Annotated in this window: 27 protein-coding genes; 10 read left to right on the forward strand and 17 right to left on the reverse strand. The window is 39.2% G+C overall.

What is annotated here, in order from left to right; all coding sequences use genetic code 11:
- Positions 1-6: 6 nt before the first annotated feature.
- The 3 genes from FAZ19_RS11160 to FAZ19_RS11170 all read right to left on the reverse strand — a co-directional run bounded on the left by FAZ19_RS11160 (position 7) and on the right by FAZ19_RS11170 (position 2,988).
- The gene (locus FAZ19_RS11160) at positions 7-750 is read right to left on the reverse strand and encodes a glucose 1-dehydrogenase (RefSeq protein WP_136820806.1); all 744 of its coding nucleotides are present in this window, start codon (positions 748-750) and stop codon (positions 7-9) included.
- 111 nt (positions 751-861) lie between these two features.
- Positions 862-2,220: an NtaA/DmoA family FMN-dependent monooxygenase gene (locus tag FAZ19_RS11165; protein ID WP_136820807.1), complete on the reverse strand. Its 1,359-nt coding sequence runs from the start codon at positions 2,218-2,220 to the stop codon at positions 862-864.
- Between the two features lie 15 nt (positions 2,221-2,235).
- The gene (locus FAZ19_RS11170; protein ID WP_211245487.1) at positions 2,236-2,988 is read right to left on the reverse strand and encodes an NADPH-dependent F420 reductase; all 753 of its coding nucleotides are present in this window, start codon (positions 2,986-2,988) and stop codon (positions 2,236-2,238) included.
- Positions 2,989-3,086: 98 nt separating this feature from the next.
- On the opposite strand from FAZ19_RS11170, the gene FAZ19_RS11175 reads away from it, so the two are divergent.
- Positions 3,087-3,434 (forward strand): winged helix-turn-helix transcriptional regulator, encoded by a 348-nt coding sequence (locus FAZ19_RS11175; protein WP_136820808.1) that lies wholly within the window; start codon positions 3,087-3,089, stop codon positions 3,432-3,434.
- A gap of 54 nt (positions 3,435-3,488) precedes the next feature.
- Here the strand turns inward: FAZ19_RS11175 and FAZ19_RS11180 are convergent, their stop codons facing one another.
- From FAZ19_RS11180 to FAZ19_RS11190, 3 genes are read right to left on the reverse strand one after another with little or no spacing between them, the layout of a single operon-like run.
- Positions 3,489-3,971: a GNAT family protein gene (locus FAZ19_RS11180; RefSeq protein ID WP_136820809.1), complete on the reverse strand. Its 483-nt coding sequence runs from the start codon at positions 3,969-3,971 to the stop codon at positions 3,489-3,491.
- A 36-nt stretch (positions 3,972-4,007) separates the two neighbouring features.
- The gene (locus FAZ19_RS11185) at positions 4,008-4,391 is read right to left on the reverse strand and encodes an SDR family oxidoreductase (RefSeq protein ID WP_136820810.1); all 384 of its coding nucleotides are present in this window, start codon (positions 4,389-4,391) and stop codon (positions 4,008-4,010) included.
- Positions 4,392-4,859: an ASCH domain-containing protein gene (locus FAZ19_RS11190; RefSeq protein WP_136820811.1), complete on the reverse strand. Its 468-nt coding sequence runs from the start codon at positions 4,857-4,859 to the stop codon at positions 4,392-4,394.
- 263 nt (positions 4,860-5,122) lie between these two features.
- Here FAZ19_RS11190 and FAZ19_RS11195 point away from each other — a divergent pair, with 263 nt between their 5' ends.
- Positions 5,123-5,407 (forward strand): DUF6922 domain-containing protein, encoded by a 285-nt coding sequence (locus FAZ19_RS11195; RefSeq protein WP_136820812.1) that lies wholly within the window; start codon positions 5,123-5,125, stop codon positions 5,405-5,407.
- Positions 5,408-6,203: 796 nt separating this feature from the next.
- On the opposite strand, the gene FAZ19_RS11205 is transcribed toward FAZ19_RS11195, so the two are convergent.
- Genes FAZ19_RS11205 through FAZ19_RS11210 form a run of 3 tightly spaced genes read right to left on the reverse strand, consistent with a single transcriptional unit; the run spans position 6,204 to position 7,643 of the window.
- Positions 6,204-6,752 (reverse strand): GNAT family N-acetyltransferase, encoded by a 549-nt coding sequence (locus tag FAZ19_RS11205; RefSeq protein ID WP_211245488.1) that lies wholly within the window; start codon positions 6,750-6,752, stop codon positions 6,204-6,206.
- An 8-nt stretch (positions 6,753-6,760) separates the two neighbouring features.
- Positions 6,761-7,174: a phosphoribosyltransferase-like protein gene (locus FAZ19_RS24560; RefSeq protein ID WP_444544623.1), complete on the reverse strand. Its 414-nt coding sequence runs from the start codon at positions 7,172-7,174 to the stop codon at positions 6,761-6,763.
- 52 nt (positions 7,175-7,226) lie between these two features.
- Positions 7,227-7,643, reverse strand: a complete 417-nt coding sequence (locus FAZ19_RS11210) for a helix-turn-helix domain-containing protein (RefSeq protein WP_136820814.1) — start codon at positions 7,641-7,643, stop codon at positions 7,227-7,229.
- A 166-nt stretch (positions 7,644-7,809) separates the two neighbouring features.
- Between FAZ19_RS11210 and FAZ19_RS11215 the strand changes: the two genes are divergently transcribed.
- The 6 genes from FAZ19_RS11215 to FAZ19_RS11240 all read left to right on the forward strand — a co-directional run bounded on the left by FAZ19_RS11215 (position 7,810) and on the right by FAZ19_RS11240 (position 14,421).
- Entirely contained in the window at positions 7,810-8,283 is a 474-nt protein-coding gene (locus tag FAZ19_RS11215; RefSeq protein WP_136820815.1) for a hypothetical protein, read from the forward strand.
- A gap of 10 nt (positions 8,284-8,293) precedes the next feature.
- The gene (locus tag FAZ19_RS11220) at positions 8,294-8,929 is read left to right on the forward strand and encodes a GIN domain-containing protein (protein WP_136820816.1); all 636 of its coding nucleotides are present in this window, start codon (positions 8,294-8,296) and stop codon (positions 8,927-8,929) included.
- A gap of 11 nt (positions 8,930-8,940) precedes the next feature.
- Positions 8,941-10,221, forward strand: a complete 1,281-nt coding sequence (locus FAZ19_RS11225) for a hypothetical protein (RefSeq protein WP_136820817.1) — start codon at positions 8,941-8,943, stop codon at positions 10,219-10,221.
- 3 nt (positions 10,222-10,224) lie between these two features.
- Entirely contained in the window at positions 10,225-11,955 is a 1,731-nt protein-coding gene (locus FAZ19_RS11230) for a hypothetical protein (RefSeq protein WP_136820818.1), read from the forward strand.
- A gap of 777 nt (positions 11,956-12,732) precedes the next feature.
- Positions 12,733-13,383 (forward strand): hypothetical protein, encoded by a 651-nt coding sequence (locus FAZ19_RS11235; protein WP_136820819.1) that lies wholly within the window; start codon positions 12,733-12,735, stop codon positions 13,381-13,383.
- A gap of 144 nt (positions 13,384-13,527) precedes the next feature.
- Positions 13,528-14,421 (forward strand): HD domain-containing protein, encoded by an 894-nt coding sequence (locus FAZ19_RS11240; RefSeq protein ID WP_229707497.1) that lies wholly within the window; start codon positions 13,528-13,530, stop codon positions 14,419-14,421.
- 63 nt (positions 14,422-14,484) lie between these two features.
- Here FAZ19_RS11240 and FAZ19_RS11245 read toward each other — a convergent pair whose 3' ends face one another.
- The 4 genes from FAZ19_RS11245 to FAZ19_RS11255 form a co-directional block, all read right to left on the reverse strand.
- On the reverse strand, positions 14,485-16,701 hold the full coding sequence (locus FAZ19_RS11245) for a TlpA family protein disulfide reductase (protein ID WP_136820820.1): 2,217 nt from the start codon (positions 16,699-16,701) through the stop codon (positions 14,485-14,487).
- 368 nt (positions 16,702-17,069) lie between these two features.
- Positions 17,070-17,345 (reverse strand): hypothetical protein, encoded by a 276-nt coding sequence (locus FAZ19_RS11250; protein ID WP_136820821.1) that lies wholly within the window; start codon positions 17,343-17,345, stop codon positions 17,070-17,072.
- 31 nt (positions 17,346-17,376) lie between these two features.
- Positions 17,377-17,499 carry a hypothetical protein gene (locus FAZ19_RS24350; protein ID WP_262709342.1) on the reverse strand — a complete coding sequence of 41 codons (123 nt, stop codon included), beginning with the start codon at positions 17,497-17,499 and terminating at the stop codon, positions 17,377-17,379.
- A 21-nt stretch (positions 17,500-17,520) separates the two neighbouring features.
- Complete coding sequence (locus FAZ19_RS11255) at positions 17,521-17,898, reverse strand: hypothetical protein (RefSeq protein ID WP_136820822.1); 378 nt, start codon at positions 17,896-17,898, stop codon at positions 17,521-17,523.
- A 136-nt stretch (positions 17,899-18,034) separates the two neighbouring features.
- Here FAZ19_RS11255 and FAZ19_RS11260 point away from each other — a divergent pair, with 136 nt between their 5' ends.
- On the forward strand, positions 18,035-19,162 hold the full coding sequence (locus tag FAZ19_RS11260; protein ID WP_229707495.1) for an SGNH/GDSL hydrolase family protein: 1,128 nt from the start codon (positions 18,035-18,037) through the stop codon (positions 19,160-19,162).
- Positions 19,163-19,249: 87 nt separating this feature from the next.
- On the opposite strand, the gene FAZ19_RS11265 is transcribed toward FAZ19_RS11260, so the two are convergent.
- The 4 genes from FAZ19_RS11265 to FAZ19_RS11280 all read right to left on the reverse strand — a co-directional run bounded on the left by FAZ19_RS11265 (position 19,250) and on the right by FAZ19_RS11280 (position 22,974).
- A complete protein-coding gene (locus FAZ19_RS11265) occupies positions 19,250-20,128 on the reverse strand; it encodes a sugar phosphate isomerase/epimerase family protein (protein WP_229707493.1) in 879 nt (292 codons plus the stop codon).
- A gap of 382 nt (positions 20,129-20,510) precedes the next feature.
- Positions 20,511-20,885: a VOC family protein gene (locus FAZ19_RS11270; protein ID WP_136820823.1), complete on the reverse strand. Its 375-nt coding sequence runs from the start codon at positions 20,883-20,885 to the stop codon at positions 20,511-20,513.
- A gap of 141 nt (positions 20,886-21,026) precedes the next feature.
- A complete protein-coding gene (locus tag FAZ19_RS11275) occupies positions 21,027-21,434 on the reverse strand; it encodes a VOC family protein (protein ID WP_136820824.1) in 408 nt (135 codons plus the stop codon).
- 211 nt (positions 21,435-21,645) lie between these two features.
- Positions 21,646-22,974: a MutS-related protein gene (locus FAZ19_RS11280; RefSeq protein ID WP_136820825.1), complete on the reverse strand. Its 1,329-nt coding sequence runs from the start codon at positions 22,972-22,974 to the stop codon at positions 21,646-21,648.
- Positions 22,975-23,484: 510 nt separating this feature from the next.
- Between FAZ19_RS11280 and FAZ19_RS11285 the strand changes: the two genes are divergently transcribed.
- Positions 23,485-24,759 carry a DEAD/DEAH box helicase gene (locus FAZ19_RS11285; RefSeq protein WP_136820826.1) on the forward strand — a complete coding sequence of 425 codons (1,275 nt, stop codon included), beginning with the start codon at positions 23,485-23,487 and terminating at the stop codon, positions 24,757-24,759.
- Positions 24,760-24,801: the final 42 nt, after the last annotated feature.

The raw sequence follows: 24,801 nt of genomic DNA on the forward strand, positions 1-24,801 counted from the left end.
AAATGATTATTTTGCAGTCATCCCTCCATCTACTTTATATTCAGCAGCAGTAAGGTATGATGATTCATCAGAAGCCAGAAATAAGGAAACGTACGCCACCTCAATAGGTGCAGCTAATCGTCCCAACGGAGTAGGTTCTAAAATTTTTGGATCGTCAAATAATTTTGGATCTACAATTCCAGTTTTCACACCACCCGGATGTACCGAATTAACCCTGATATTGCGGGTCGCATATTCTAAAGCTGCCATCTTTGTAAGGCCTGTAACCGCAAACTTACTTCCTACATAAGCAGCATTTGGTGATCCGGGGGCTACCTGCAATCCTGAAACAGAGGAAATATTGACAATAGACCCTTGACCTGCTTTTAGCATCGAAGGAATGACTGATTTCATTCCTAAAAATACACCATCACTATTTACAGCCATTACCTTTTTGTATTCATTAAAATCAAGATCGGCAACGTTGGCAAATTTACCTGCGATACCTGCGTTGTTAACCAGGACAGTAATGTTACCAAAATGCTTTTCAGCCGTTTCTACTATTACTTTCCATCCATCTTCGCTGGTAACATCGTGTTTTATAAAAATGGCGTTATCACCCAGTGATTCTGCCAAAGCAGCACCTTCCTCTTCAAGGACATCAGTGATGATTACTTTCGCTCCGTGCTCAACAAACAATCTTGCGTGAGCTTCTCCCAATCCTCTTGCACCACCTGTAATGATGGCAACTTTACCTTCTAATCTTTTCATTTTATGTTGATTTATACTTATTTATAATTTTCGTCAGCCATTCCATTTTGATATGGAAGACCTTAATTGCACTTAATGGCTGTAATAGAATTGCTAATGCATATTTCGGGTTTAAACCCGTGGATCAATTCCGTACTGGTCGGGCACACCAAGATGCTTGCGCAGGGTCTTACCTTCGTAATCCTGATGAAACAGTCCCCGCTCTTGCAGGATCGGAACCACTTCGTCCACAAAAGCATCTATCCCATCTGCATTCACGTCAGGTGAAATCCAGAAGCCATCGGCTGCACCTGCCTCAAACCACTCCTGCATATGATCTGCCGCTTCGATTCCCGGCCCCACAATGACAGGATGATAGTCTATCACACCGTGAGCCAATATGTCTTTGAGACTCCATCCTTCCTTTGCAATCTTCAGGGCATTGGACGATCGGGGGTCATAGGGATACGGACGGGCAGCACCGAGTTGTTCATTTGAAAGTGGTTCGTTCAGGCGGGCGTAGTCAAGGGGTATGCCTAGCATTTGTTGAAGGTAGGCGACTCTTTGTGGGAATAAATGTTCCGTTAATTGAATTCTGCGATCCAATGCCGTCCGCCTATCTTTGGCAATGGTGGTCATTAGGCCGGGAATGTATTTGATCTCATCAGGGTCACGCCCGTAACGTTTGGCCGCCTCCCTGAATGCATTGCGCTGTGCACGTGCATCCTCGATGGTAAATGCCGCCCCGATTACCGCATTGGCAAAACGCCCTGCCAGTTTATGCGCATTGGGACTACCGCCCGCGTGAAAGATTATAGGTTGGCCTTGCTCCGATGGAGGAATGTACAGCGGGCCTCTTGAACCTACAAATTTGCCTTGTATGTTAATCGGGACGATCTGGTCTTCCTTTGCAAAATGGCCACTCTCTTGGTCGTGCACCCAGGCTTCTTTTCCCCAACTGCCCCAAAGTGACTGGATGAGCTGAATGGCCTCGTGGGCACGACCATAACGGTCTTCACTTGACGGAATTCTCCTTCCATAGTTTGCTGCTACATCCTCACCACTTGATGTAATTGCATTCCAACCAGACCGCCCGTGGCTCATAACATCCAGCGCTTTGAATTGCCTTGCCAGATTGAAAGGCTCGTTAAATGTGGTAGATCCCGTGGCAACCAAACCAATATATTCGGTTTCGCGTGCGACCGCTGCCAGGGCGAGCATCACATCAAGGTTGAAGGTTGGCGATTCGGTTTCTATATCGGCCATAATCGCCCCTGGGCCATCAGGCAAAAATATAAACTGGAACTTGCCCCGTTCAGCTGCCTGCGCTTGTTTAACCCTTGCATCAAAACTTGTATAACTTTTTGGGTCAACTCCCGGCATGCGCCATGCTCCCGGCTGGGAGCCATATCCGTTTCCCAGATGCAGTCCGATCAGCATTTGTTTTCCCGTATTTGAAAATTTATCGGTTTGTTCTATTAGAGAATCCATAGTTCTGTTTTTGTATTAGATATACAGTGCACGACTCATGCGAAGGACGAATTCCCAATCAATATTTTCAGGGGAAATACCACCCATACGTTCTGTAAGAATTGCAAAAGCTAAGGCTCTGCGTTTGGGTAAACGATCTTTTTCTGCTGTATCAATAACGGCTTGCATTTCAGTCAATGTTAGATCTGTACAATAGGCAGGCGCTGCTGGTTGCTGTCGCCAGGAATCGGCCAGGCAACCTGTATCAAAGGCATCAAAGCCGGTTTCATTGACCAGTTTTAAAGTAATTTCCCGATCAATATCCCGATCTGCTGCTATAGGGATCGCAATACGGTCTGGATTTCCGGCGGGCTTGCCCTTTGTAGCAAAAGAATGGGCAAGAATCGCGTTCCATGCTTTGGCAATGGGACGTCCCAGCTGCTGCTGAACCCATAAACTTTCAACTTGCCCTGCTTCTAACTCCTCAATTTCACTGTCGCGTGCAGGAATGTAGTTAGAAGTGTCTATCACAGTTACTTCTTCTGAAACGGCTGCAAAAAGAGTTGCAACTTCTGTAACCTGGTCTAGGGGGATGGAAATGATGATAACCTCTTTATCCTGCACAGCTTGCTGGGCTGTCACGGCAATGGCTCCAGTAGCAAGTACAGCAGGGTCTATATTCTCCGGGGAACCGGAATTAGCCACAACGACGTTATGTCCTGCGTTAGCCAGTTTTAATGCTAATGTTTTTCCAATATGGCCTACTCCTAAAATTCCTATTTTCATCATTTTATATTAAATTGTTTTGCAAAGTTACAAAATATTACTTTCCTTTGTATAGTACTTTCCTAAAGGAAAGTGAAGTATTAAATGTTTTGTAGAGAATTATGGCACAAAAAAAAATACATTGCGACTGTCTTGATACCATAAAACCGGTAAGAGACACCTTAGACGTCATCAATGGAAAGTGGAAAGTACCCATCATCATATCAGTTGGTGTTGGCAATGATCGCTTCACAGATATCCAAGAGAGTATACCCGGAATTTCACCGAAAGTATTAGCGAAAGAACTTAAAGATCTGGAGCAGCATAAACTGCTCAGGAGAATTATTATTGATGAATATCCAGTAAAGATCTCTTACCAGCTTGAGGAATATGCAGACACGTTGACCCCATTAATTTATGCTCTTAAAGATTGGGGTATTAATCATCGGAAGAAGGTGACGGAGAAATGACCATTTGTTTTCCTGACAATTTAGCTCAATTGAGGATGCATTTACGAAATAAACTTAGGAAGTATTTTTCCAACGAATTTTGATTGCAGACAATGTTGGAAGTTCTAAACGCTGTTCCTTTACGATGTTGAAGCCCTGCTTTAAGTAAAAGTTTAGTGGCGATAGGTAAAGTTCACCATTAACTTTGATGTCCTGGTTATGATCAATCACCCAGCCGCTAAGTATTTCTTCATTAGTTTTTAAATAGCTCATGATTTTGGAACCGATACGCTGAGCTTGGATGGAACTAGAAAGGATTATTGCAAACCATTTTTCTTCATTGCGAAGAAACTTCGTGGCCCATCCAACAATTTCATTATTTAATCGAACAAGTATATGCGTGGGACTTTTTAGCTCTTTGATAAAGGTGTCAAAATCTTCTACCTGGTCGTAGGCTAATTTAGCTGGATACTCACTATTCCAAAGTTTCATTACAATTTCTTTCTCTTCAGGAGACAGTGAATTGGTAAAGAAAAACCTTAAATGACTATTATTCATCGAATAAATCCTTTATCATCTGTGTAAGTTCGTCCTCTACCCTGTCAATAGAACTTTAGGGCTTTTACTGTTTTTGAGAAATGGCAGAAAATGTTGAATCAAACGATATGGTGCTAAAAGGTTGACATCTAACATCCATGATAAGCTTTTTTCTGGGTAATCGGACACTTGTCCTTCATCTATGGCGCCTAAGGTTATCATCAGATAATCTAAGGTCACACCGTCTTCTCGTAAATTATTTGTTAAAGCCTTTATAGAGTTTTCCTCTGTCGCATCGACGTGCCAAACTGCATTGTCTTGGTTATTTATGGGATAAGAGATGTCGGCATATATTACTTTAATATCCAAATTATGCATCGCATTTGCAAGCCCTTTACCGATTCCGCTTGCAGCTCCTATGACTATTGCTGTTTTCAACATTTAAGATATAGCTTGTTTCTTCGGCCAAATTGTCTCAAAGTATTCGCAGACCAGCTCCATATCGAGAGTTGGTTGCAAACTATGATCACTGAGTTCTCGTGTGTAATAATCCCAATGAACCTTTTGCCAATAGCCTAAGCTTCTGTCTCCTTCACCTTCAATGAAAGCATATTCCGCTGTGATATCTTTAAACTTTACAATCTCCACTTTAATTGTTTTGATGATTGCCTTGGGAGTTCCATGCCAATCGGTCACGATAGCCAGATCTCCGTTTGTAGGTAGTTTTTCTTCGTGGATTTGCAACCAGTATAAGGAATGTGTGGTAGCTTGTTTAATACCTTTGTTTACGAGGTCAGCACATTCATTTGCATCCTTTTCGTTATCACAAAAGTAATAAGACGGTGGCATTTCTACACCACTATATTCTGGCATTTCATTTTGAAATTCTTTCCAAAAACTGTCTGTCATATTTCTTAATTAACCTATGATCTATCGCAATTTACAAAATAAAGTTAGGAAATATGTGACCATTTTGACCCATTACCGCCATTTACTATTCTGCTATAAACTGAGGATAATAAGATGAAATAGTATCATTACCTTTTGTGGTACGATAAGACCTAAAAATTGGGTCTTACCGTACCACAAAAGGTAATCGCAAGTCCGTTAAATAGATGGTTTGTACCCAAATTTATTTTCTTTTGTTTTTAATATGCTGTAAATTTGTATAAATGAACGCAATAAAGGATATATCCCAAATCTTTCTCAAATACTTATTTTGGGATGTCGATCCAAAGAATTTAGATATTCAGGATGACAGGGATTTTATTATCCCTAGAGCGCTAATTGCTACAACTGCAGAAACGTTTGTTAAAGATATCCGACCCTTGGAACAGCTTTATAGTAAAACCCAAATTGTTAAAGAATTGCGAAAAACAAAAGAACGCATTAGTAATGAGGTCTGTAAACTTGTTGCTCGTCGTTATCATGTCAGGCAATTTTTACGTTATCAATAATGTCTGCTATTTTTCCACGTCTGTTAAAGACTATTCGTGAATTACAATCTTTTAAAAGTTTTGAGGGGTCTGCTTTTAAATGGTGGCACTAACTTAGCGATCCGATATAATCATCGGATATCCACGGATATCGACATCTTTTTTCCTCATATTATCGGAAAAGCAGGTTCCCTTAAGATATTGTAAAGCGAAAAGCAATATTAGCCATTCCATAAAAGTTGCGCAAAGGCTAGTGTCGGAGTTAAATCGTTCCGAATTAGCACAATATGCTTCTTTGTAGAGTTTTTAAACTTTGGGAGTGTTGGAGCTAGTGTCGGAGCTTATATATGCATATTCCACAAGAAAATTAAAGTGAATTCTGGGATCGTATGCAAACCTCCTGTGATTTTTATAGCCTATTAACAAAAATGGAAGTCACGGCGTTCATGGCCGTTAATCGTACTGTGTATAAACTTAATAGAAGGTTTTTTCGCAAGTAACCAAGTTAGTAACTAGCTTCAACGAAAGTCCTTTTCTAAACAATAGTTTCTTCCAACTATGCTTTCCATTAGGATAAAACCTCTATCCGGAGCCGTATAGGCATGTAGAATACGGCTAAAGTTCTTAGGCGCATTCTTTCGATCAACCTTTTTCACGAATAATCTGCAGGTCTTTGTCTATCATCACAACGGCATCTTTCAAGACGGTTCTATTTTTCTCTGTATTCCAGATATATGTTGCCTCTTCCTTTTATTGAGCTTTTATTTTGTGGAGCCGGAGGGTGTACTGAAAGGCAACCTTAAGTCGTGTAGTTGTCTTAAGCCAATGATTCAAAGTCATAAGATTGTTTGTCTATCCTGTACCAATTACAGTTTACGGCATCAAGGTCAAACACTTCAATGAAGGCAAAACCAACCTTAGTCAAAATCTTGTTTGATCCATTATTCTGACAATCTGCGATGGCATACATTTCGTCTAACCCTAACTCCTTAAAACCATAATCAAGTGAAGCTATTGCTGCTTCAGTCGCAAAACCTTTTCCCCAGTAACGTCTAATTAAGCGATAGCCAAGATCATAATAATCCCTGTGTCCATTCGTTTCTTCCGTGATATACTTCAGCCCTGCCCATCCCATAAACTCATTCTTTTGCTTCTCGATTACTGCCCACCTTCCGATACCGTGTTCAAAGTATTGTTTTCTAATAAAGTCGATAATAGCCGCGACCTGCCCCTTATCTTTTATCGGATTGTTTCCTAAATATTTATGCACTTCCGGATCGGAGTCCAATTCGAACATGCCATCAATATCTGTCGGTACTATTTCTCTTAAAATTAAACGTTCTGTTTCTGCATATATTTTCATCATTACATTGATTAGTATTCTATATTGTCGCTATTATCTCGTCCATTTTTAGACGTTTTACAACAGTGCCTGTATTCTCCCAGGTTTCGTTTAAGACTTCTTCTAAGAGCTATAGTAGTGCCTGGTAGCTTTTTACCATCTTGTTGTATTTTCAAGAACTCGGTATCACTTAAGAATTCGTGAATACCACGATAGCCGTATCTATTTATCAACCAATTAATATGTTGCAATATGAATTGCTTCGCCTTCTGCTTGGAGATATACATTTGTGGTAATATGTGAGATAGTTCACTAAGTATAAACAAAGCATCGTCACCGAATTGGGATGCCCAAGCTATTATACTGTCGGGACTGATCTGTATACCATCTTCAGTGCGGTAATCTCTTATTAAATGATGTATACTAGCTGCAAATTTTTCGATCACTCTTGGTTAGGAAGAAAGTTAGTAATATTCTTTTGACTCTATAATAAATGGATTATTTACCCTTCAACAACTTCTCCAAGTACTCCACCTTAGATTTTTCAGCTTCCAAAAGACGTTCGTAAAGCTTTTTGTTTTCCTCGTGGGCTTCAATAAGTTTATCAAGAGGATTAAAGGTTGGCTGTATATTTATGGCGTTTAGTGTAGACGTGTCGTGACTTGTAAAAGTGTTATTAATAATATTGAACACAGCCTCTTCGCTAAAATTCTCAATAGCTTCAGGAGTAACCCCTAATATTTCGGCTACCTGTGCCAATAAATCATCTTCAATAGCAGCACTTTTCTCAATATTGGATACTGTCTGCTGACTTACTCCCAATTCAATAGCTAAGGCTTCCTGCTTCATTCCCCGCAGTTCGCGGATACGGCTGATTTTTCTTCCTATATGGTTTGTCGTGTTGGTTGTACTCATATCTCCAAAGTTAACAAATATTCAGCGTTCAAGATACGAAATATCTTCAGATGGTACAAAACATGAATATCGTTGTAGCATACAAAGGCTATTGGTTTTATACAAGCTGTTTTGGTTCGGTACGTGGATGAGGGTTTGTTCATTTGTGAACCAAAATAAATTTGATATGAAGAAGAAAAAAAAGGACAGAATCGTAACGGTGGACATGTATCACAAGTATGCCGAAATCGATGAAATGTACTCCAGTAAAGTTAGAGAGGTAAAACTGGACATCCCATCAAATCTCAGAATGCAGTGTGCCATACTGGATGTGAAGGTCGAAAAACTGTTAAACGATTTTATGTGGATGTTAAGTTATTCACACCATAACACGGCTTCAAATACACAACGCAAAACTGCAAAGAAGTTCTTTCTCGCCTGCAAATATGGGCAGCCTGTGTATACTAAAAAGCAAATTAATCAGATGTTTGACGAACTAAAAGCTGACCGAAAAATACGTAAAACAATAGACGGCATGGATCACGAGGACATGAAACTCTTTTGGAAAAGCAACCACATGTATATGCAGCATTGGTTCAGACGATGGTTTAACAAAAGAGATAGAGCTAAAGGGGATATATCAACACTTAATGAATATTAACTGAAAAAGCATGAATGATTTTAACAACTTAATTGTACAAACTCGCTGTACGATTAAACTATCACATGGCGAACAACCGTCTTTCTCCATCGACGAAAGCGGAGAAAAAGCGAATTGGGTCAATATATCTATCCTCAACGATCAATTAGTCGTATACACGAAGCCTGAATATTACGGTTATCTGTTACTACACGATTATTATCCGCAGATAACGATCACCTATAAAATCTTGACAGGATTGCAGATGCTGGATAAATGCTTTGTCCGATCATTAGAGACACTCACCCTACAAAATATGGGTATAATCGTAAGAGAAGGAAATCTGGATATAACCGTAGACGCTTTTTCACTCGATTGTACCGTGATAAAAAATGCATATGCAAAATTGTCCGGCGAAACAATTTTCTCACGTGTCTTGGCGCATCAGCGAGGTGTTTATGATGGATCGGAACTGGAAGCTTCCGAAGGAAATGTACACGTCCACGACGAGGCTAAGGCCTCTATATGGTTAGAAGAAAAGCTAGAGTTCGGACTGTTCGGACGTAGTAAAATGGACTACAGGGGTAATCCGAGAATGAAAATATTGCAGTTAGATGAAGGCTGTGCATTAAGACAAATCAATGTCGGTGATAAAATAAAAATTTAAAATTATCAAATATGAACAATGCATATTTAAAAAATCCAGAAGATGAGTGGGACATTCGATGGTATCTAATCGAAGGAGGAATACTTGAATCCATTCAATATGGCACTTATGAATCTTTCAAGAAAAAGCTATGGGACATCCTCGTTATTCTCACATCTCAAAACAATACAGGAGAAACAAAAGAGGAATACATAATTGATCATTTAGATAACATCATCTTAATGGTTAAGGGGGGGCATTATTTTTTACATCATAAAAGACGTTTAACGTATGAAGAAGACTGGATAGATATCCAATGGCTACCAAATCCTTACCGCTGTTTAGAAAAATATCGACCTCGCGAAGACGAAAAGCTCAATCATCATTTAGCGCATTTCGATTATAATTTCACTCAATTAACACGAGAAGAGATTCAAAATTTTGTCATCGCATTTGAGAATTTTTTCTCCGAAATGGATCTGTCGTCTTGGCTAAACTTGTTAGATGATTGGAAAAGATGTATAAGTGAGAATGAATCCATCTTCGAAAGTGGAGGTGAATACGCAGCTTTAAAAACTTACGAACAGCTCTTAAAACTACGTGAAGCTTGTTATGTAGCTTACCACTGGGCGGCCATTGATTATCCACCACCAAACAAATACTTGATAGTTGACTACCTTGGAACAGATTATATAAACGGTTATCAAAGTGCCAGTCCTTTAGTAATGGCTAGCGATACTTTTTATGAACAAAGCTATAATAACGTTAGACAAAGCATTTTGTATTTGTACCCCACGTGCCCCTGTGGAAAAGGCGGCATAGTATTGACTGCTCGTGATCTGCGATATACTTTAAGGTGGTTGCTCCAATCCGGATGGATGTTATTACAAACAGATTATTTTCCTGAAGACTGGCTTGATCCAGACAAGATTGACTTTTTACGCTGTCCAATACCAGAAGAAGATATAGCAACTTGGAAGCCGAAGAGTTTAAGCAATAAAAGACAAAAAGACATTCCAAAGGCTTTGTCAAAATTGTTTTATGGCGTTGATGTACGCGAAGAGATATACATGGTTGAAAGCAGAATCATGACCTATCTAGAGGGCAAATATTCCGAAAAATATAAAGATTTAGACAAAGAGGAAGTTGCCACAAGAGAAAGACTATTGGAAGTTTTAGATGTGTTAACTCTAATCGTTTTGGATCTGCGCAAACGTAGAACCAAGAATGAAGGTGTATGCTATCCGCCAATATTCGATCATGATAAGCAGACAGAATTACAAAAAGTTGAAAATGAAACCGGAAATTTATAAGTTATGGGAATTACAAATAAAAATGATCAGACTGATTTAAATAGCATCATTCTGATTCTAGCAAGCAGATACAATATCGATCGGATATTCCTGAATACCTACTATGCTGTTGATGTTCCTTTCTACGAGTTGGTTATCCTATTATCCAACAAGGAGCATAAATCTGTAGGCGAACTAGATCCACAGATTAGAATGTCCTTAAAGGATTTTCCGAAGTTTCATCATGTCACTTTAGTAGCGTTTCAGGTAAAAAGTAAGCTTATTGATGGGAACTTATATTTACACATGACCTGCCATCCAGATAAACTTATTTATCAAAATCCATCGTCAAAATTCGAGCTATACCCTGAAAGGCATTCCAACGAAAATACGCTGGAGTCGGTAAACGAATTATTTGCGCGTGAAAATCATAAAATTAATGAGTTTAAAGAGGGCTACTATTATTTCAAAGAGCGAGGATCGCTTTCACACGCAGGATTTATGTTGCATCAGGTATTTGAGTTGCGGTATAGATGCATGGAGATTATGGTCATGGGAAAGGAGCGCGCAACGCACTCTATCAGGTCTCACCATCGTTATCTGGTTAGAATGGCACCGTCACTAGCTACTATATTTAAAGAAGGCAAGCCAGATGATGAAATTATGCTCCAATTTTTAGAGGGAGTATATCGGGCGGCACGCTATGAAGATGATTTTGACGTGGATCTTGATATTCTACTGAAGCTGGAAGAACGGATGGAAAACTTCATGCAGATCACAGACACGATATTTCAGGATTCCGTGACGAATTTTAAAAACTACCCTTTTGAGGTCGATAATCCGAAAGAGAAATTAGAACATCGTGTCGAAAGTCAAGAAAAGTCGCTACGAAGCATTTCTAATGACGATACTATGAAGCCGGAATATGATGTCTACAAAAGCGCTGCTGATAAGAAGTTGGAATTGATTATTACTCGTTTGATGAATGCTATTGACATACAAGGCATCTATCTAGTTGGTCAGCGAATTAGATCATTTGTTATCAATGGTATTAATAAACCATCAAATACAGCCATTTATGATTACTACTTCGATTTGCTAATTGTCAGCGAAAACGATATTCGGGAGACAATAGGTAATATACAAGCGTCGATAAACAAGGAATTAAACGTTTCCGTTTTATTCCTTTCCTTCACTCGATATCAAATACAAAAACAGTTGGATAAAAACAGTCCATTCTTTCATCAGTCTTTGCAATACGTCGATCCACTGCATGGTGTGGGGAGCAATTTATTGAACTGGGAATTTCATGAACACAATGGAGAGCGCACTCAAGACGAGATGAACGAGGCGAAGACAAAATGGTACCAAAGAGAAAATAACGCAAGTGGCTTCTACAATGGAGGTAAGGCGATCGATCATTCCGAAGAGGTTGAAATTAAAGTACTTCTTTATAATCAAGCTATTGAACAAGCATGTTTGGGTTTACTAGAATATTTTTATGACTATGCGCCATACCAATACAATCTAAAACATTTGTTCAGTCTGTGTGCTAGTTTATGGCAATTTCCAAACGATATCTTTCCACGTAATACCGAAGAAGAAAAAACACTATTCGATGAATTTGCGCAAACTGTAAAAGATACCCGGTATCAAGGCTGGTCTATGGTTGGTTGGGATGAAGCGTACCGGTACGACGAACGGTGTGAGCGGTTTATAGAACATTGTAGCGACGTCGTTCGCGGTAAATTATAAATATATGTTAAAGACGTTGTCTTTTTCGACGACGTCTTTGCTATTTCCTCTTATCCCCCACTTCTTTACCAAAACCGATCAGATTCACCATTTCCCGGAGACGTGAACGCAGGCGATTGCCACACTAGATTATGCTAATGTTGGATTTATCGGGCATTACTCCAGCTGGCTACCTAAGTCAAATGCTGTGCTTACGGAGCGATTTGGAAAACTTCTTCGATCAAGGCGTACAACGTTTATAGACATGTCCTTGTTGTTCTTGGACTGAAATATCTCTTTTCCTGTAAAACATTCGTGCTACAAGCCAAATCTTCCTATAATACTAAAGTGCCCCTTCTCGAGTACTCTGCCTGAAGCATACCGATTCAATGAAATATACCAATTATTTTGTTCAGGCTCATATCAAAATAACGGTACTTTAAATTATATCAACGTAATTATAATATAATTTGACGTTGTTTCATATAAAATTAACGTAATTTAATAATGTTATACAGTTATCTTATAAAATAATTACGTTAAGTAGGGTCATTTTTAAGTTATTTTAATTTATATTAACGTTCATATCATATATTACAACGTATTCATATTTTACAATACCGTAATTTAAAAAAACATTAACGTTAATTTTTAATAAATCTACGCTATTGTATTTTAAAATAACGTTAATATTAGTTATATTAACGGCATATCAGTATACAATTACATCATATTTCCTCGGAGTGAGTGTCATTATCTGATCTAACATATAAATAAGTAAATCTAAAAACGTTAATTATGAGCTACATACGTGCATTAGGAGGCTTCGGTCAGCATAGAGATAGCGTGCTATTAGTAGAAGCGGATGTTATACTTTCGTCAATGGAAGGAAATCCTCACTTCCCCGATCCCACTCCATCGCTTTCAGAAGTGGAAAGTGCCTATAATGAGTATTTGAGGAACTTGGCACAAGTTAACTGGACGCAGGGACGCGTCGACAGGGTGCTCAAACGAGAGAGTAAGGCACGCTTAGCCACTCTATTAGGCGAGTTGGCGGCTTATGTCAATTTTGTGGGCAAAGGGAAATTGTCTATCCTTTATACATCGGGGTTTCCCGTATTTACAGGACGGAAGAAGGGAACGGTCCCTGGGGCACCTACCGGCGGTCGGCTTTCTGATGGGCAACTATTCGACGAAGTCCGTTTCGATTTCAATCCGTTGGGCAGAGATCTGACCTATGAGTGCAAGTATGCGGTATGGACATCATATGATGAAGTTGAAGCCCATTCGCCAAAACTTCAGTGGGAGAATTCACTTTTTACTACCCGATCCCGGAATAACGTGATTAAGGGTATACCATCCCGATCAACAGTTTTCATTAAGGTACGCGCTATAAATAGCTACGGAACCGGAGACTGGAGCGATGTTGTGAGTTTGAGGGTACGGTAGGGTTTTGAATATCGTCTGTTTACTAATTTGTGGAGCTGGAAGGATTCGAATTCACTGACCTATCTATAAAACGTGTTAATTGCTGTTTTAACATAATTCCCGAACAACAATTGTGAGGTACCAACGTTTAAAAAATTAGAAACTATGAGTATATATTATCAAGATGAATTATATGGAAACTTTAAAATTGAGGGGATTTTAGAGGAACTCGTTCATACAGAACCCTTCCAAAGATTAAAACGTATTCATCAAGGCGGTGCAATTATCGTTGTCCGACCTGATTTGAATCAAACACGATTTGAACATTCAATTGGAGTTATGAAACTAATTCAGGTTCTAGAAGGCAGTTTAACAGAACAGATTATGGGTTTATTACATGATATTTCACATACAGCCTTTTCACATCTTATTGATTATGTTCTTGATCTACCTGAGGAGAATTACCACGAACAGATTTTTACCGAAGTAATGCAGCATCCTGAAATTTTAAGAGTAATTGAAAAATATGGATTTAGCATTGATCAGCTTTTAACTCCAAACAAGTTTACTATTCTGGATTACCCATTACCAGGCTTATGTGCTGACAGAATTGATTATACACTACGGGATTTAATGAAGTTAGAGCAGATCACAAAAGCGGAGGTTGCATGGTTTTTAAAGGGCCTCGCAATTGTCAATAACAGAATAGTTGTTACCGAAGTCGAATATGCCCAATGGTTCAAAAATAAGTATACTTTTCTCGTTGAAGAATATTTTAATGGAAGGGACAATAAGCGTGCAAATAAATTCATGGCCGCCATAACAAAAGAGTTATATGGCAACGGAAATCTGACACTGGCAGATTTTAATGAAGACGATTTTCAGGTTTTAAAAAAAATAGAACATGTTCTAAAAATAGACCTCCATACATCGTATCAGGACTGGTTATCCAAACAGGATTTTAATATTTTGTTCAAGACTAAACCAAGAGATGTGGATCCAGATGTGATTGTTGAAAACCAGTTATTTAGACTGTCCCAGATTAACAATAATACGTAATGTTACCGCTTTCTATTATGATTCAAATAAAGAATACTCTGACTTAAGCTAGTTTTCATATCTCTACAGATTTGCTAACTGCGAAACCAAAGTCTGCCAATCGAAACCAAATTCCGTAGAAATTAGCTTACCCTCGGGCGTAATGATATATTTACTTGGATAACCTCTTACTTTATAAGCTCCCTGAATTTTGTTATCCGACATCAGTACAGGTATTTCATAGTCATTGTCAGACAAAAAATGTTGAACCTTCTCTTTGGTATCATGGCAAGCGATGGTCATGAAATCTATTTTACTCTTTTGATCCTTCTTTAATCCGAGATAATATTTGTTTAGTTTAGGCATCTCTTCCACACAGGGGCCACACCAGGTTCCCCAAAAGTCAACTACCGTCCATTTACCTTTGAACTGCTCGGAGGTAAAATCCTTGTCCTGTAAATCCTTTAGCGAAAACAAAGGTGCATCCGGAAGTTGAGACATAACCTCTTTCTTAAAAAATGTACTGAAGCTCGCTTCATCATAATTTTCACGGTAGAAAGCTGATAAACTCTGAAAGCTACTGCCCGGATTATTCAAGAACTCTTGGACATAGCTTTGGAGAGCAACATCCTTCTTGCCGAGCTTACTCAACGCAGTAAAATAATCTTCGCTATAGTTTTCCTTTGATTTTAGAAATACCCTATCATAGAAACTTCCGTATGCTTTTTCTGCTCCATTTTTTGGGGAATAATAGGCCGCTTTCTCCAGAAAGGAAAGCGCTTGTTCTTCGTGATCTATTGCACGTTCATAACCCAAATAATACGCATACGCTAAATGCGCTTTCTGTATGAACCTAAGCTCATTTGTCTCCTCTTCATATAATGGTGCTATTTTATCAATAATATGCTGCAACGTCTGCAACCCATGTTCTCCTTTTTTAAAGAGAAGTTGTTGCAGGAGCAGTGCATATCGACCGGCATTCCCTTGATTCCAATATGCCTCACCTGTATTGAGGATTGCTTGCTGGAGGAACTTTACACTATCTATGTTTTCTGTTTGCAACGCACGTGCCCAAAGGTACATGGGCTGTGCAGCGGCTTTTTCTCTCTCGCTAAACTGACTGGCAATGATCTGCAGTCTTTGGGATGCAAGGGTATCCTTGGCTAAGATATGCTGACTTAGCGAATACTGTAGATAATCGTATAATTGCTGGTCATCTAACAACGGAATTATTTCACGGAATTCGTCGGTCGAGAGATCGTCCGAATTGATCTTATTACTTAGGTGATGGGTACCTGCTAGCATACCTGGTGACACGCTGCTTAACGCTTTGTCGTATTGTTTATAATCATCCAACTTTTGCATATGCCTTAATTTAGCGATAATAAAATTACGGTCATCTGCATACTTTGGTTCGTATACCTCTATATATTGCTCTAATTTAACACTATCCACTTTGTCTCCGAGGTTTAAAGCCGTGCTCCAGTAGCTGCCCTTAACGAGCATATCATAATAGTCATTCTCGATTGGATTATCTTGAGATTTATCGCCTCGTTGTATGGACATTTTACTACGACTTGTTATCTTCTGTCCATCGTCCATGACATAGGTGCTTTTCACATTCCTATCTCCGACCTGTACGAGATAATTTTTAACATCGAAACGAGTATTCCCTTCCAATGTAGATAAACTGTCTAATTTTGAATAATTAACATGTATTTCTGCCTTATCTCGTTGTAAGATATGATAGGTTACACCGTCTTTGGTTATTTCATTTTCTTTTAGTGTCTTTGAGTCCATCGATGCTAGGCTGGAAAAATATAGCGCCTGTGCTAAATTTGACATTCCGGAAAATGTCGTAACCACCGCATTTGCGAATACATCTTCCCGTATCTCCCAATCGTGAAGCTGTCGTTTAATCTCATCTTTCCATAATGATGTATCTACATTTACCAAACCTTTATTGACCGTAAATTGCAGCGGTTTCTTTAAATAATAAAGATCGCTAAGCGCTGCTGTCGAATTCAGGAAGTCTTTGCTTTTATTAGGTGCTCCGGTGGAAAATGCGCGCCCCGTAGCACTTTTGTCCTCAAAATCAAAACCGTCTACTCGGAGTTCCATAAGTCGATTCTGCCCTGACAAGCTTTTTATCTCCTGTAGCGTGACATAGTAGGTTTTTTCTTCGATCGACGTGCCCGTACTGTTATTAAATTTTATAATGTAATTATATGTTGTTCTTTTCTGTGCTAGACAAACTTGCGTACATAGGAATGATAATATGAGCAGATACTTCATTGGCATATTAGATTAGATTTACACTAAGATAGGGAATTTGTTTCAATATTTGCATCTCAAAGCTATTATTGCGTGGAGATATGGTCAACGGTCCGAAATTCCAAAAATCCACTGCTTTGGAAACATGTTTTTTGTTGCTGTAATTAAATAATGCTAAATAACTCATCTAATCTATCGAGCTTTTTTTGCATAACAGGATCGTGAACAATATAAAGGTATTCAATAGCGGTGTAGATTTCCGCTTCGGGCTTTCCCTCGTCCACCATTGTAGCGATAGTAAGGTATTCATTTTCAAAAACCGCTTTTCCATATTTATACACTATCCAGCGATGCCGCTATTATTTCTTTGGTGTCTTCTTTTGCCGGTAATTTTTCTACTTTTTTTGGGCTTCAACTACGGGAGTGATTACATATTGGTGGACGTATTCTACCGCAGTACCTTTGACTACTTCATTGTTGCGGACTACAGTAATATTGTCCTTTGATTTCATTTCCTGCAAATTACGGAAAAATTTAGGCGAGTAGTGCGATGTGATATTATTGACATTTAGCCAGGTTTGCGCAACTACTTTATCAGGTGAGACACCGTTGCAGGAAAATAGGCTTATCACAACGGTAAGAAGCATTATTGTCTTAGCTCTATATTTCATGTGTCTATCATTTTAAATCGCTAATACTTTATTATTTCTTTTCGTTGAGATAAATATCTATAAGACCATCCTCCGAAACAAATGATTTTTGATATGCTTCCAATTCTTTTGCTTTAACAGCAATCGCTTCCTGTTCAAAGTCGGTACTGTTCAATTGCTCTTATGAATTAGCCTTCTAAACATCGTTCTGTTTCCGAAGACGCACGAAAAATACCGTTAAAACAATAATATAAGGAATACAGAACCCAATCCCAATCAATACCTCCTCCTCCAGCGAAAAAGCCAGATAGGACATAATGACAAGCGGAAGCAAGAAGAAGCTTAATGTACTCCAAAAGTTATTATTTCTGACCCAGGGCATGAGGTTCAGAAATGTAGGAAAAGTACCCAAGGCCAAGAAAAGGTTGAAGCCAATGGCAATGCCGTAGGGCAGGTTTTTCATATCCGTGTCGGCCGTACCAATCTGGTCAAGGGACTGCAGAACAAATACGCCTAAAACATTGGCGCAAGAGGCGACCAGAAAAGTTAACAAAACGATCGTGAGGTATTTCATAGGGGTAAATTTAATAGCCAAATTTAATGTTTATTTTAACAGCTTATCTTTAAGATGCCCTGAAACAAACTGACTGTCATCTTTTACAAGGAGCACATCGATTAAAGTAATAATTCAGGAAAACCATTGTATCTTTATGTCGATAGCAATAAGTATGACGAACAGTACGAAAATGGTTAAACTCAATTCTTTTTCTTTAACAGCTCTTTTATTAATGTTCTTCGTTGCCAATGTATATGCGCAGCAAAAAAAGCCACTACATTTTACCCAGGCGCACACCCTTACCATAACGGGAAAAGCTTGGGATAGCCAACCATTTTACCACCGGCTAGATACTGCCCGATATGCAGGGCTTTCCAGTACGCTCAAACGTTTGGCAACGCATTCTGCCGGACTGGCAATAAGCTTTAAAACCAATAGCACCACTATATCGGCAAGGTGGCAAACGAGTCCACAGCGTTCAAGCGATAACATGACAGGGATCGCCTATGAAGGTTTAGACCTTTACATCTTACGAGATGGACGGTGGCAATACGCTGGTGTTGCTAGGCCATCGGCCCATGATACCTCGGAAACTTCTATAGTAGAGAATATGGTACATGGCGAAAAAACATGTCTATTGTTTTTACCGACATACGACGAGACCCTGTTTCTCGAAATCGGTATAGATGCCGATGCCACGATAAAAGCTAATCCGAATCCTTTTAGAAAAAATATTTTGATCTATGGTTCGAGCATCGTTCAAGGTGCATCGGCTAGCCGGCCTGGCTTGGCGTATCCCGCGAAGCTGTCCAGACAGACGGGATATCATTTTATCAATATGGGATTCAGTGGTAACGCAAAAATGGAAACTACTGTAGCTGAGATGATCGCACCACTCCCTATGGATGCTTTTATATTGGATTGTGTCCCTAACCCCTCCCCCGAAGAAATATTGGAACGTACGGCTAACATGGTAAAGACCATAAGACGATATCACCCCGAAGCACCTATCATTGCCATTCAAAGTGTTGCGCGTGAAAAAGGAAATTTTGATCAACAGATTGCCCAGCGGGTAAAACTGAAAGATCAATATTTTAGACAGGAAATTAAAAAATTACAGCGTGATGATCCCCACTTATATCTCATCGAAGCCGACGGTCTTTTGGGTACCGACCAAGAGGGAACTACAGATGGTATTCATCCCAATGACTTAGGGTTCGAACGAATGCTGCAAGAAATCCGCCCAGCAATCTTGGCAATATTCGCAAAATACGAGATCTAACTAAACGGGTCAAAAGAACTACAATCGGGCTCTTTTGATCCGTCTTATCGTTTTCTTAATAATAAATAAGAGAATACTTACTATACATTATTGAGCAGAGCTAGAAACAAACCTTCTAAAATTTTGTGCACTTATCCGTACGTCTTCTACATTATTATCCCAATTGTATTCATATTCTGCGGAAATCATCCCGTCGAACTGTTGCCGTTTTAACTCCGCGATCATTGCTGCAACATCGATCACCCCGGTTCCCCAATGTACATCATGCGCTTGTTTACTCGACTTTTCGTTTAAATCTTTGAAGTGAAGGTGAAATACTTTTCCTTCCAGTTTTTTTAGGCATTCGAGTGGGTCTAACCCCGACCTTAACCAATGTCCTATATCGCCTGCTGCACCCAGTTTATCACTTTTACCGGCTATAGCTTCAAGCACCGTTTCTGGCTTCCAATAATACGATGGACTAGCATGATTGTGAATGGCTGCGCGAATATCAAACTCATCGCAAAGCTTGGAAATATGGTCGATCATATCTATACTCGGCTCACAGGTAATCGTTTCAATGCCTATACTTTTTGCAAATTCAAATACTTGCCGCCATTCGGCCGCATCTTTAACCTTTACGACTCCGTATGCAGACCATTGTATTCCCTTTTCTTTTAACAATTTCTTGACGTATTGCAGACTTTCCGGAGACATCCGGTGATCTATTTTTGCGGTTATCCCCCCTCCGATTTCCTGCCCAGGGTAAGCTTCTACATAGCGTAAATCACAACTGGCTATCTTTTCTATTGCCTCGGTAAAGGTGAATTTTTTGAATGTATAGGCTTGCGCCCCCAGCTTCCAGCCCAATGCTTCTTCTGGAAAAGCAGTCTTTTCAGCAACTCGCTTGGAGGATGAACAACCGCTAATAATCACTAACAATCCTATAGCTAGGAGTGGAAGCATATTTCTCATTTTATTTTTCATATGTATACTATTATTTGTTTTAAACATTGGTCCGAAGGTAAACGACGATAACAGACTTAACCATTTTCTTGGACTTTACGGCAGCAGTAATTATGGTGGATGCAACACCATATAGGTTTATTTTTCATTGAACTTTTAAGGTAAAATACTTTTGATAATATGAGGTGCGATAACCTCTTCACCCGCCTCTACACTCGGGTGTATACCATCGGGCACATAGTGCTAGCAGAATATGATCGTTGGTTAGCTTCATATATTTAAGCTAAAATAGGAAAAGAATCGAAATAATGTAGATAAAATGATCAAATGGGGGCAATTATGAATAAATATATTTCTGTCGATTGGAAGTGAATATCGAACGCAAATTATATTTTAATTCCACTTACTTTATTGTGCGCTGTTGCAGGTTGAATACGGTGCCCGATGGGTCTTGAATCCAATGCATATTCTTCGGCAGTTCTTCCAGTTCGTCGCAGGTTTCCACACCGTTCAATTGCAAATAGCTTGTCGCTTCTTCCACGTTAGGCACTGTAAGCTGTAACCAGGTTTCTGAATGTGTATAATTGTCCACACAGTCTAACCAAATAATATTGTTACCGAATTTTACTTCGTGTGTTCTGCAAACGGTTGGGTTATCAATGTCCTTTTCTTCTACATCCAACTTCAAAATATCCTTATAAAATGCAACTGTCTCTTCATATTTGCTTTTTGGTATTTTTATTGCAATGTTAATTCCTGCTTCAAATTTTGGGCTCATATCGTCTTTTTTATAATAGATCTTATGTGGTTAGACTTCAACAACATACTCTGTTGCACATTTCTACTGTTCATCATCTCGCAGTAACAATTCTGTCGAGATAAACCTGTATTTATAACTTAGTTTTTTCACTTCCGCTGTTTATTCGGTCGGAATTTTTGACATATCCATATAGAAAATTTCCCAAGTATGTCCGTCAAAATCTTCAATAGTCCGCTGTTGCATAAAACCGTAATCTTTTAATTCGCTTGGCTCGGTTCCGCCTGCTTTTAATCCGTTTTCCATTGTATTATTAACATCGTCGATACTGTCTAGCGATAATGAAAAAAGACCCGCAACGTTGTTTTTTGTGTCCGCGATAGGTTTGGTTGCAAACGTCGAAAACTTTTCGTGTGTCAGCAGCATTACAAAAATATTTTCACTCCAAACCATACATTTTCCGGTATCGTCTGAAAATTGAGGATTATTTGTAAAACCTAATGCGCTATAAAAACTCATTGATTTTTGAAGGTCTTTTACTGCTAAATTAATAAATACTTGTTTTGCCATTTTCTTTAATACTTAGTTGCTATGTTATATTAATATTGTTTTCGATAGATTTTAAAAACGGCAAGTTAGGAAGATTTTGAATTACCCTACTTGACTTATGACAAGAAACGTACCTGATACTTTAGGATTTTTTTTATGCGCTAGTGCATAAGAAAAATCATGCATTTGTTATCTAATCGGGATAACGTCCTGTAAAAAAGTAAAGCAATCTTTATGACATATCTTTCAATCTTGCAATGGACTGGAAAACACCGCTCTTTTTTAACAGCCACATGCCTAATTTTTCTTCGGCGACACCTGGGACGATCGTATACGTGAAGCGGGGATCTCCCTCTTCGCCGCTTTCGATATTCATTTTATAAAAATCTACTACGGGAAGTAATTTCAGTCTCGGCGCCAGATCGGTAACATGCGAGGATACAATCACATAAGGACCATCGATATGACTAAGGTGATCTATAATGTCAAAAATCGCGTTGGAGGCATCAATATGGTTGGTGCCCTTAAAAAGTTCATCTAAGATAATCAGCGCATTCGTGTTTTTGTCAAGCTGATCTACAATCTCCTTGAGCCGGATGGCTTCTGCATAAAAATGGCTATAACCCAGTTCAAGATTATCTTGCAAATTGATACTGGTAAATACACCATCGATCAGGTCGGTTTTCACGGAACTCGCCGGAGCGGGGAAACCAATATGGGTCAGGTATAGCACAGTCGAAATAGTCTTGATAAAAGAGGATTTGCCCGCCATATTAGCGCCTGTTAGATACCATATCCTCTTCTCTCTTGTCATCTGGATCGTGTTTTTCACAGGATGCTGATGGAAAATATGATAGACCTCTTGCATGTGGATCTCGCTTGTATGATGTTTTGGGTAAATTTCTGGATAACAGAACCCATACTCCGTTGCGGTGCGGGTTACCGCGAAATATGCATCGATCTCATAGAAAAAAGCGATTGCCTGTTTGATCTTACCTGACAGTTCGTAACGGATAAGACGATCATATGCATCGAGATTGAATCTATTGATTTTCAGTTGCTCTGTATTGTACGGGCCGCCTTTGAATATCATGGACAAACACTCTTCATGAATGTGGATCATCTCTGCAATATCGTCGTACGGTTGGTGGGCATTTACCTTTTTGTAAAATGCCTGGGATTTCAACAAAAAGTCACACGTCTCAATAATCGAACTGACCTTGTAATAATAGATAGGTGCTTTGGCCACAAAAAGATCCAAGAGTCCCCATCCTGATCGTTCGCCGGAATGGGACCTCTTGATGTACTTCTCTATATCTATAACAACCATCCGGTAAAAGGGAAAATCTTCTTGCACGACGGGTTCTAAACGACGTATTTTTAGCTGGCGGTCCTTGATCGCATCCACATCGGATAAAGGGTTAAAAAAAAGTTCTCGTAGAAAATCTTCGCCGCCCGCGGTGATAGCATGATTGAAAAATCCCCAAATGGAACGGCCTGTCACGTCAAGTAGTTGAATATCCTGTGTGGTCTGCGGATCGATTAAAAATCTTTTGCTCATAAGAACGTTAATATAGCAAAAAAAGAGCAAATGAACTTAATGAGTTTTTTTTGCTACGGATAATATCGACTTAAGCTTGCCTATCATAATATGGCACAAGGCAGTAAACACGACAAAAAAGCATATATGAAGTTCTTAAAATTAGACGTTTATAACGTGATGAAATGTTTTTTATTAAGATCGCTGTAAACGCAATATCGCCGATCCGCGTGCCTTTGTAGGTATCAAATCCGATCTGATTAGAACATACCTAGGGTTTTTGGATTTACTCCTACAAACAGATCGGAAAGCGGAAATCCTACCCGTCATCGAACACGCTATACCGCTGTCGGACAAAGAAAGAGAAAGGATAAAGCGGATTTTGGTGTAAAATTTAAAGAACCTTACAAAGGATCTCATAAAGCAGTGTGGTGCGACTGAAAGTAGAATTAGGAATATTCTTGTGGGATTTCCACAGGGCGAACTATTTTACCTAACTTTGTAGCTTGGTATTCATTTAACAATTCAGCAGTGTCCTTAGATAAATTAAAGCTTAGTAAACGTCTTCATGCATCCATGAATGATTTGGGCTATTTTACACCAAAAGAAATCCAGTCAAAATCACTCTCTCGAATAATCGGGGGGCATAGTATTATTGGTATTGCTCCTGAAGGAGCCGGAAAAACCACGACCTACGTCCTCGGGGTATTGATGCGCTTAAAATATACGCAAGATGAAGCTCCCAAAGTTTTAATTTTGGCTCCTAATGAAGAAAAAATCGCTGAAATTGTTGATCGTTTTCTGACGATTAGCAAGAATAGAGACCTCCATATCATGGGTCTTAAAACTAGCGGAAGCATAGAGGAAGAGATCGAAGATCTGGTCCGTGGGGTAGATATTGTGGTAGCAACTCCAAACCGTGCTCGTGCGATGTACTTAAAATTAGGACTCAATTTAAATCGTATTCAGACATTCATCATTGATGATGCAGAAGAAATAGTGAAGCAAGGAATGCAAACTCCCGTAAGGGAACTAGCACAAAGTTGCGGAAAAGTCCAGTATCTGGCATTTAGTACCGTCGAACATGAAAAATTGCATTTTATGATTGATGATTTTATGCCCTTGGCTACGCTGGTTGAGGCGGAAGAGCTCTCTGAAAAAACGACTGAAACACACGAGCTCATGCTGTATCAAGTTCCTAATTTTACCACGAAAATCAATTTGCTAAATGTTTTGATGAGAGACGATGACGTATTTGATAAAGTCGTGATATTTGTAAATAGTCGACTTACTGCACAGAAACTAAGTCAAAGTCTACATGCTAAGAATGGGGAAGTTGCCGTTCTACACCCTTTGTTTCATGATGACGCTGGTATCGATGACATAAGCGATTTTAAGCAGATACCTGAATGTCGAATACTCATTATTGCAAATGAGGGCACAAATGACATTGATTTGAGTGGAATTCCGTTTATATTTCATTTTGAAGTACCGGAAGCTACAGAAGTGTTTGTGCGACATGTCGAAAAAACTGCAGATGATGAGGTCATTGCTATCACATTCGCAACAGACATTGAACTTCCTGAATTCAAAAAAATAGAACAATCTTTGGGGAAGAAAATCCCTGTCATGCCTCTTCCTGAGGATCTTATCATCTATCGCCCGTCCAATAATTCAAAAGAAAAGAATCAAGTGGACGAATCGCAAGGTGGAGCTTTTCATAAAAAGAAAGAAAGCAATAGCAAAACATACAATCTTGGAGCTGGGGTTAAAGCCAAAATGACAATGAAGAACAAGAAAAGGTAGTATCATAAAAGCCGTATCACTACGGCTTTTATGATAGGTGTT

The organism is Sphingobacterium alkalisoli (assembly GCF_005049105.1).
Classification (GTDB): domain Bacteria; phylum Bacteroidota; class Bacteroidia; order Sphingobacteriales; family Sphingobacteriaceae; genus Sphingobacterium; species Sphingobacterium alkalisoli.

Excerpts from the sequence above, each read along its gene's own strand:
- FAZ19_RS11260 (WP_229707495.1), top strand. The coding sequence starts at position 18,035 with ATGTCGATAGCAATAAGTATGACGAACAGTACGAAAATGGTTAAACTC.
- FAZ19_RS11165 (WP_136820807.1), bottom strand. The coding sequence starts at position 2,220 with ATGGATTCTCTAATAGAACAAACCGATAAATTTTCAAATACGGGAAAA.
- FAZ19_RS11245 (WP_136820820.1), bottom strand. The coding sequence starts at position 16,701 with ATGCCAATGAAGTATCTGCTCATATTATCATTCCTATGTACGCAAGTT.
- FAZ19_RS11250 (WP_136820821.1), bottom strand. The coding sequence starts at position 17,345 with ATGAAATATAGAGCTAAGACAATAATGCTTCTTACCGTTGTGATAAGC.
- FAZ19_RS11210 (WP_136820814.1), bottom strand. The coding sequence starts at position 7,643 with ATGAGTACAACCAACACGACAAACCATATAGGAAGAAAAATCAGCCGT.
- FAZ19_RS11240 (WP_229707497.1), top strand. The coding sequence starts at position 13,528 with ATGAGTATATATTATCAAGATGAATTATATGGAAACTTTAAAATTGAG.
- FAZ19_RS11175 (WP_136820808.1), top strand. The coding sequence starts at position 3,087 with ATGGCACAAAAAAAAATACATTGCGACTGTCTTGATACCATAAAACCG.
- FAZ19_RS11195 (WP_136820812.1), top strand. The coding sequence starts at position 5,123 with ATGAACGCAATAAAGGATATATCCCAAATCTTTCTCAAATACTTATTT.
- FAZ19_RS11225 (WP_136820817.1), top strand. The coding sequence starts at position 8,941 with ATGAACAATGCATATTTAAAAAATCCAGAAGATGAGTGGGACATTCGA.
- FAZ19_RS11180 (WP_136820809.1), bottom strand. The coding sequence starts at position 3,971 with ATGAATAATAGTCATTTAAGGTTTTTCTTTACCAATTCACTGTCTCCT.
- FAZ19_RS11215 (WP_136820815.1), top strand. The coding sequence starts at position 7,810 with ATGAAGAAGAAAAAAAAGGACAGAATCGTAACGGTGGACATGTATCAC.
- FAZ19_RS11255 (WP_136820822.1), bottom strand. The coding sequence starts at position 17,898 with ATGAAATACCTCACGATCGTTTTGTTAACTTTTCTGGTCGCCTCTTGC.
- FAZ19_RS11190 (WP_136820811.1), bottom strand. The coding sequence starts at position 4,859 with ATGACAGACAGTTTTTGGAAAGAATTTCAAAATGAAATGCCAGAATAT.
- FAZ19_RS11205 (WP_211245488.1), bottom strand. The coding sequence starts at position 6,752 with ATGATGAAAATATATGCAGAAACAGAACGTTTAATTTTAAGAGAAATA.
- FAZ19_RS11185 (WP_136820810.1), bottom strand. The coding sequence starts at position 4,391 with ATGTTGAAAACAGCAATAGTCATAGGAGCTGCAAGCGGAATCGGTAAA.
- FAZ19_RS11160 (WP_136820806.1), bottom strand. The coding sequence starts at position 750 with ATGAAAAGATTAGAAGGTAAAGTTGCCATCATTACAGGTGGTGCAAGA.
- FAZ19_RS11280 (WP_136820825.1), bottom strand. The coding sequence starts at position 22,974 with ATGAGCAAAAGATTTTTAATCGATCCGCAGACCACACAGGATATTCAA.
- FAZ19_RS11275 (WP_136820824.1), bottom strand. The coding sequence starts at position 21,434 with ATGGCAAAACAAGTATTTATTAATTTAGCAGTAAAAGACCTTCAAAAA.
- FAZ19_RS11270 (WP_136820823.1), bottom strand. The coding sequence starts at position 20,885 with ATGAGCCCAAAATTTGAAGCAGGAATTAACATTGCAATAAAAATACCA.
- FAZ19_RS11235 (WP_136820819.1), top strand. The coding sequence starts at position 12,733 with ATGAGCTACATACGTGCATTAGGAGGCTTCGGTCAGCATAGAGATAGC.
- FAZ19_RS11265 (WP_229707493.1), bottom strand. The coding sequence starts at position 20,128 with ATGAAAAATAAAATGAGAAATATGCTTCCACTCCTAGCTATAGGATTG.
- FAZ19_RS11170 (WP_211245487.1), bottom strand. The coding sequence starts at position 2,988 with ATGATGAAAATAGGAATTTTAGGAGTAGGCCATATTGGAAAAACATTA.
- FAZ19_RS11230 (WP_136820818.1), top strand. The coding sequence starts at position 10,225 with ATGGGAATTACAAATAAAAATGATCAGACTGATTTAAATAGCATCATT.
- FAZ19_RS11220 (WP_136820816.1), top strand. The coding sequence starts at position 8,294 with ATGAATGATTTTAACAACTTAATTGTACAAACTCGCTGTACGATTAAA.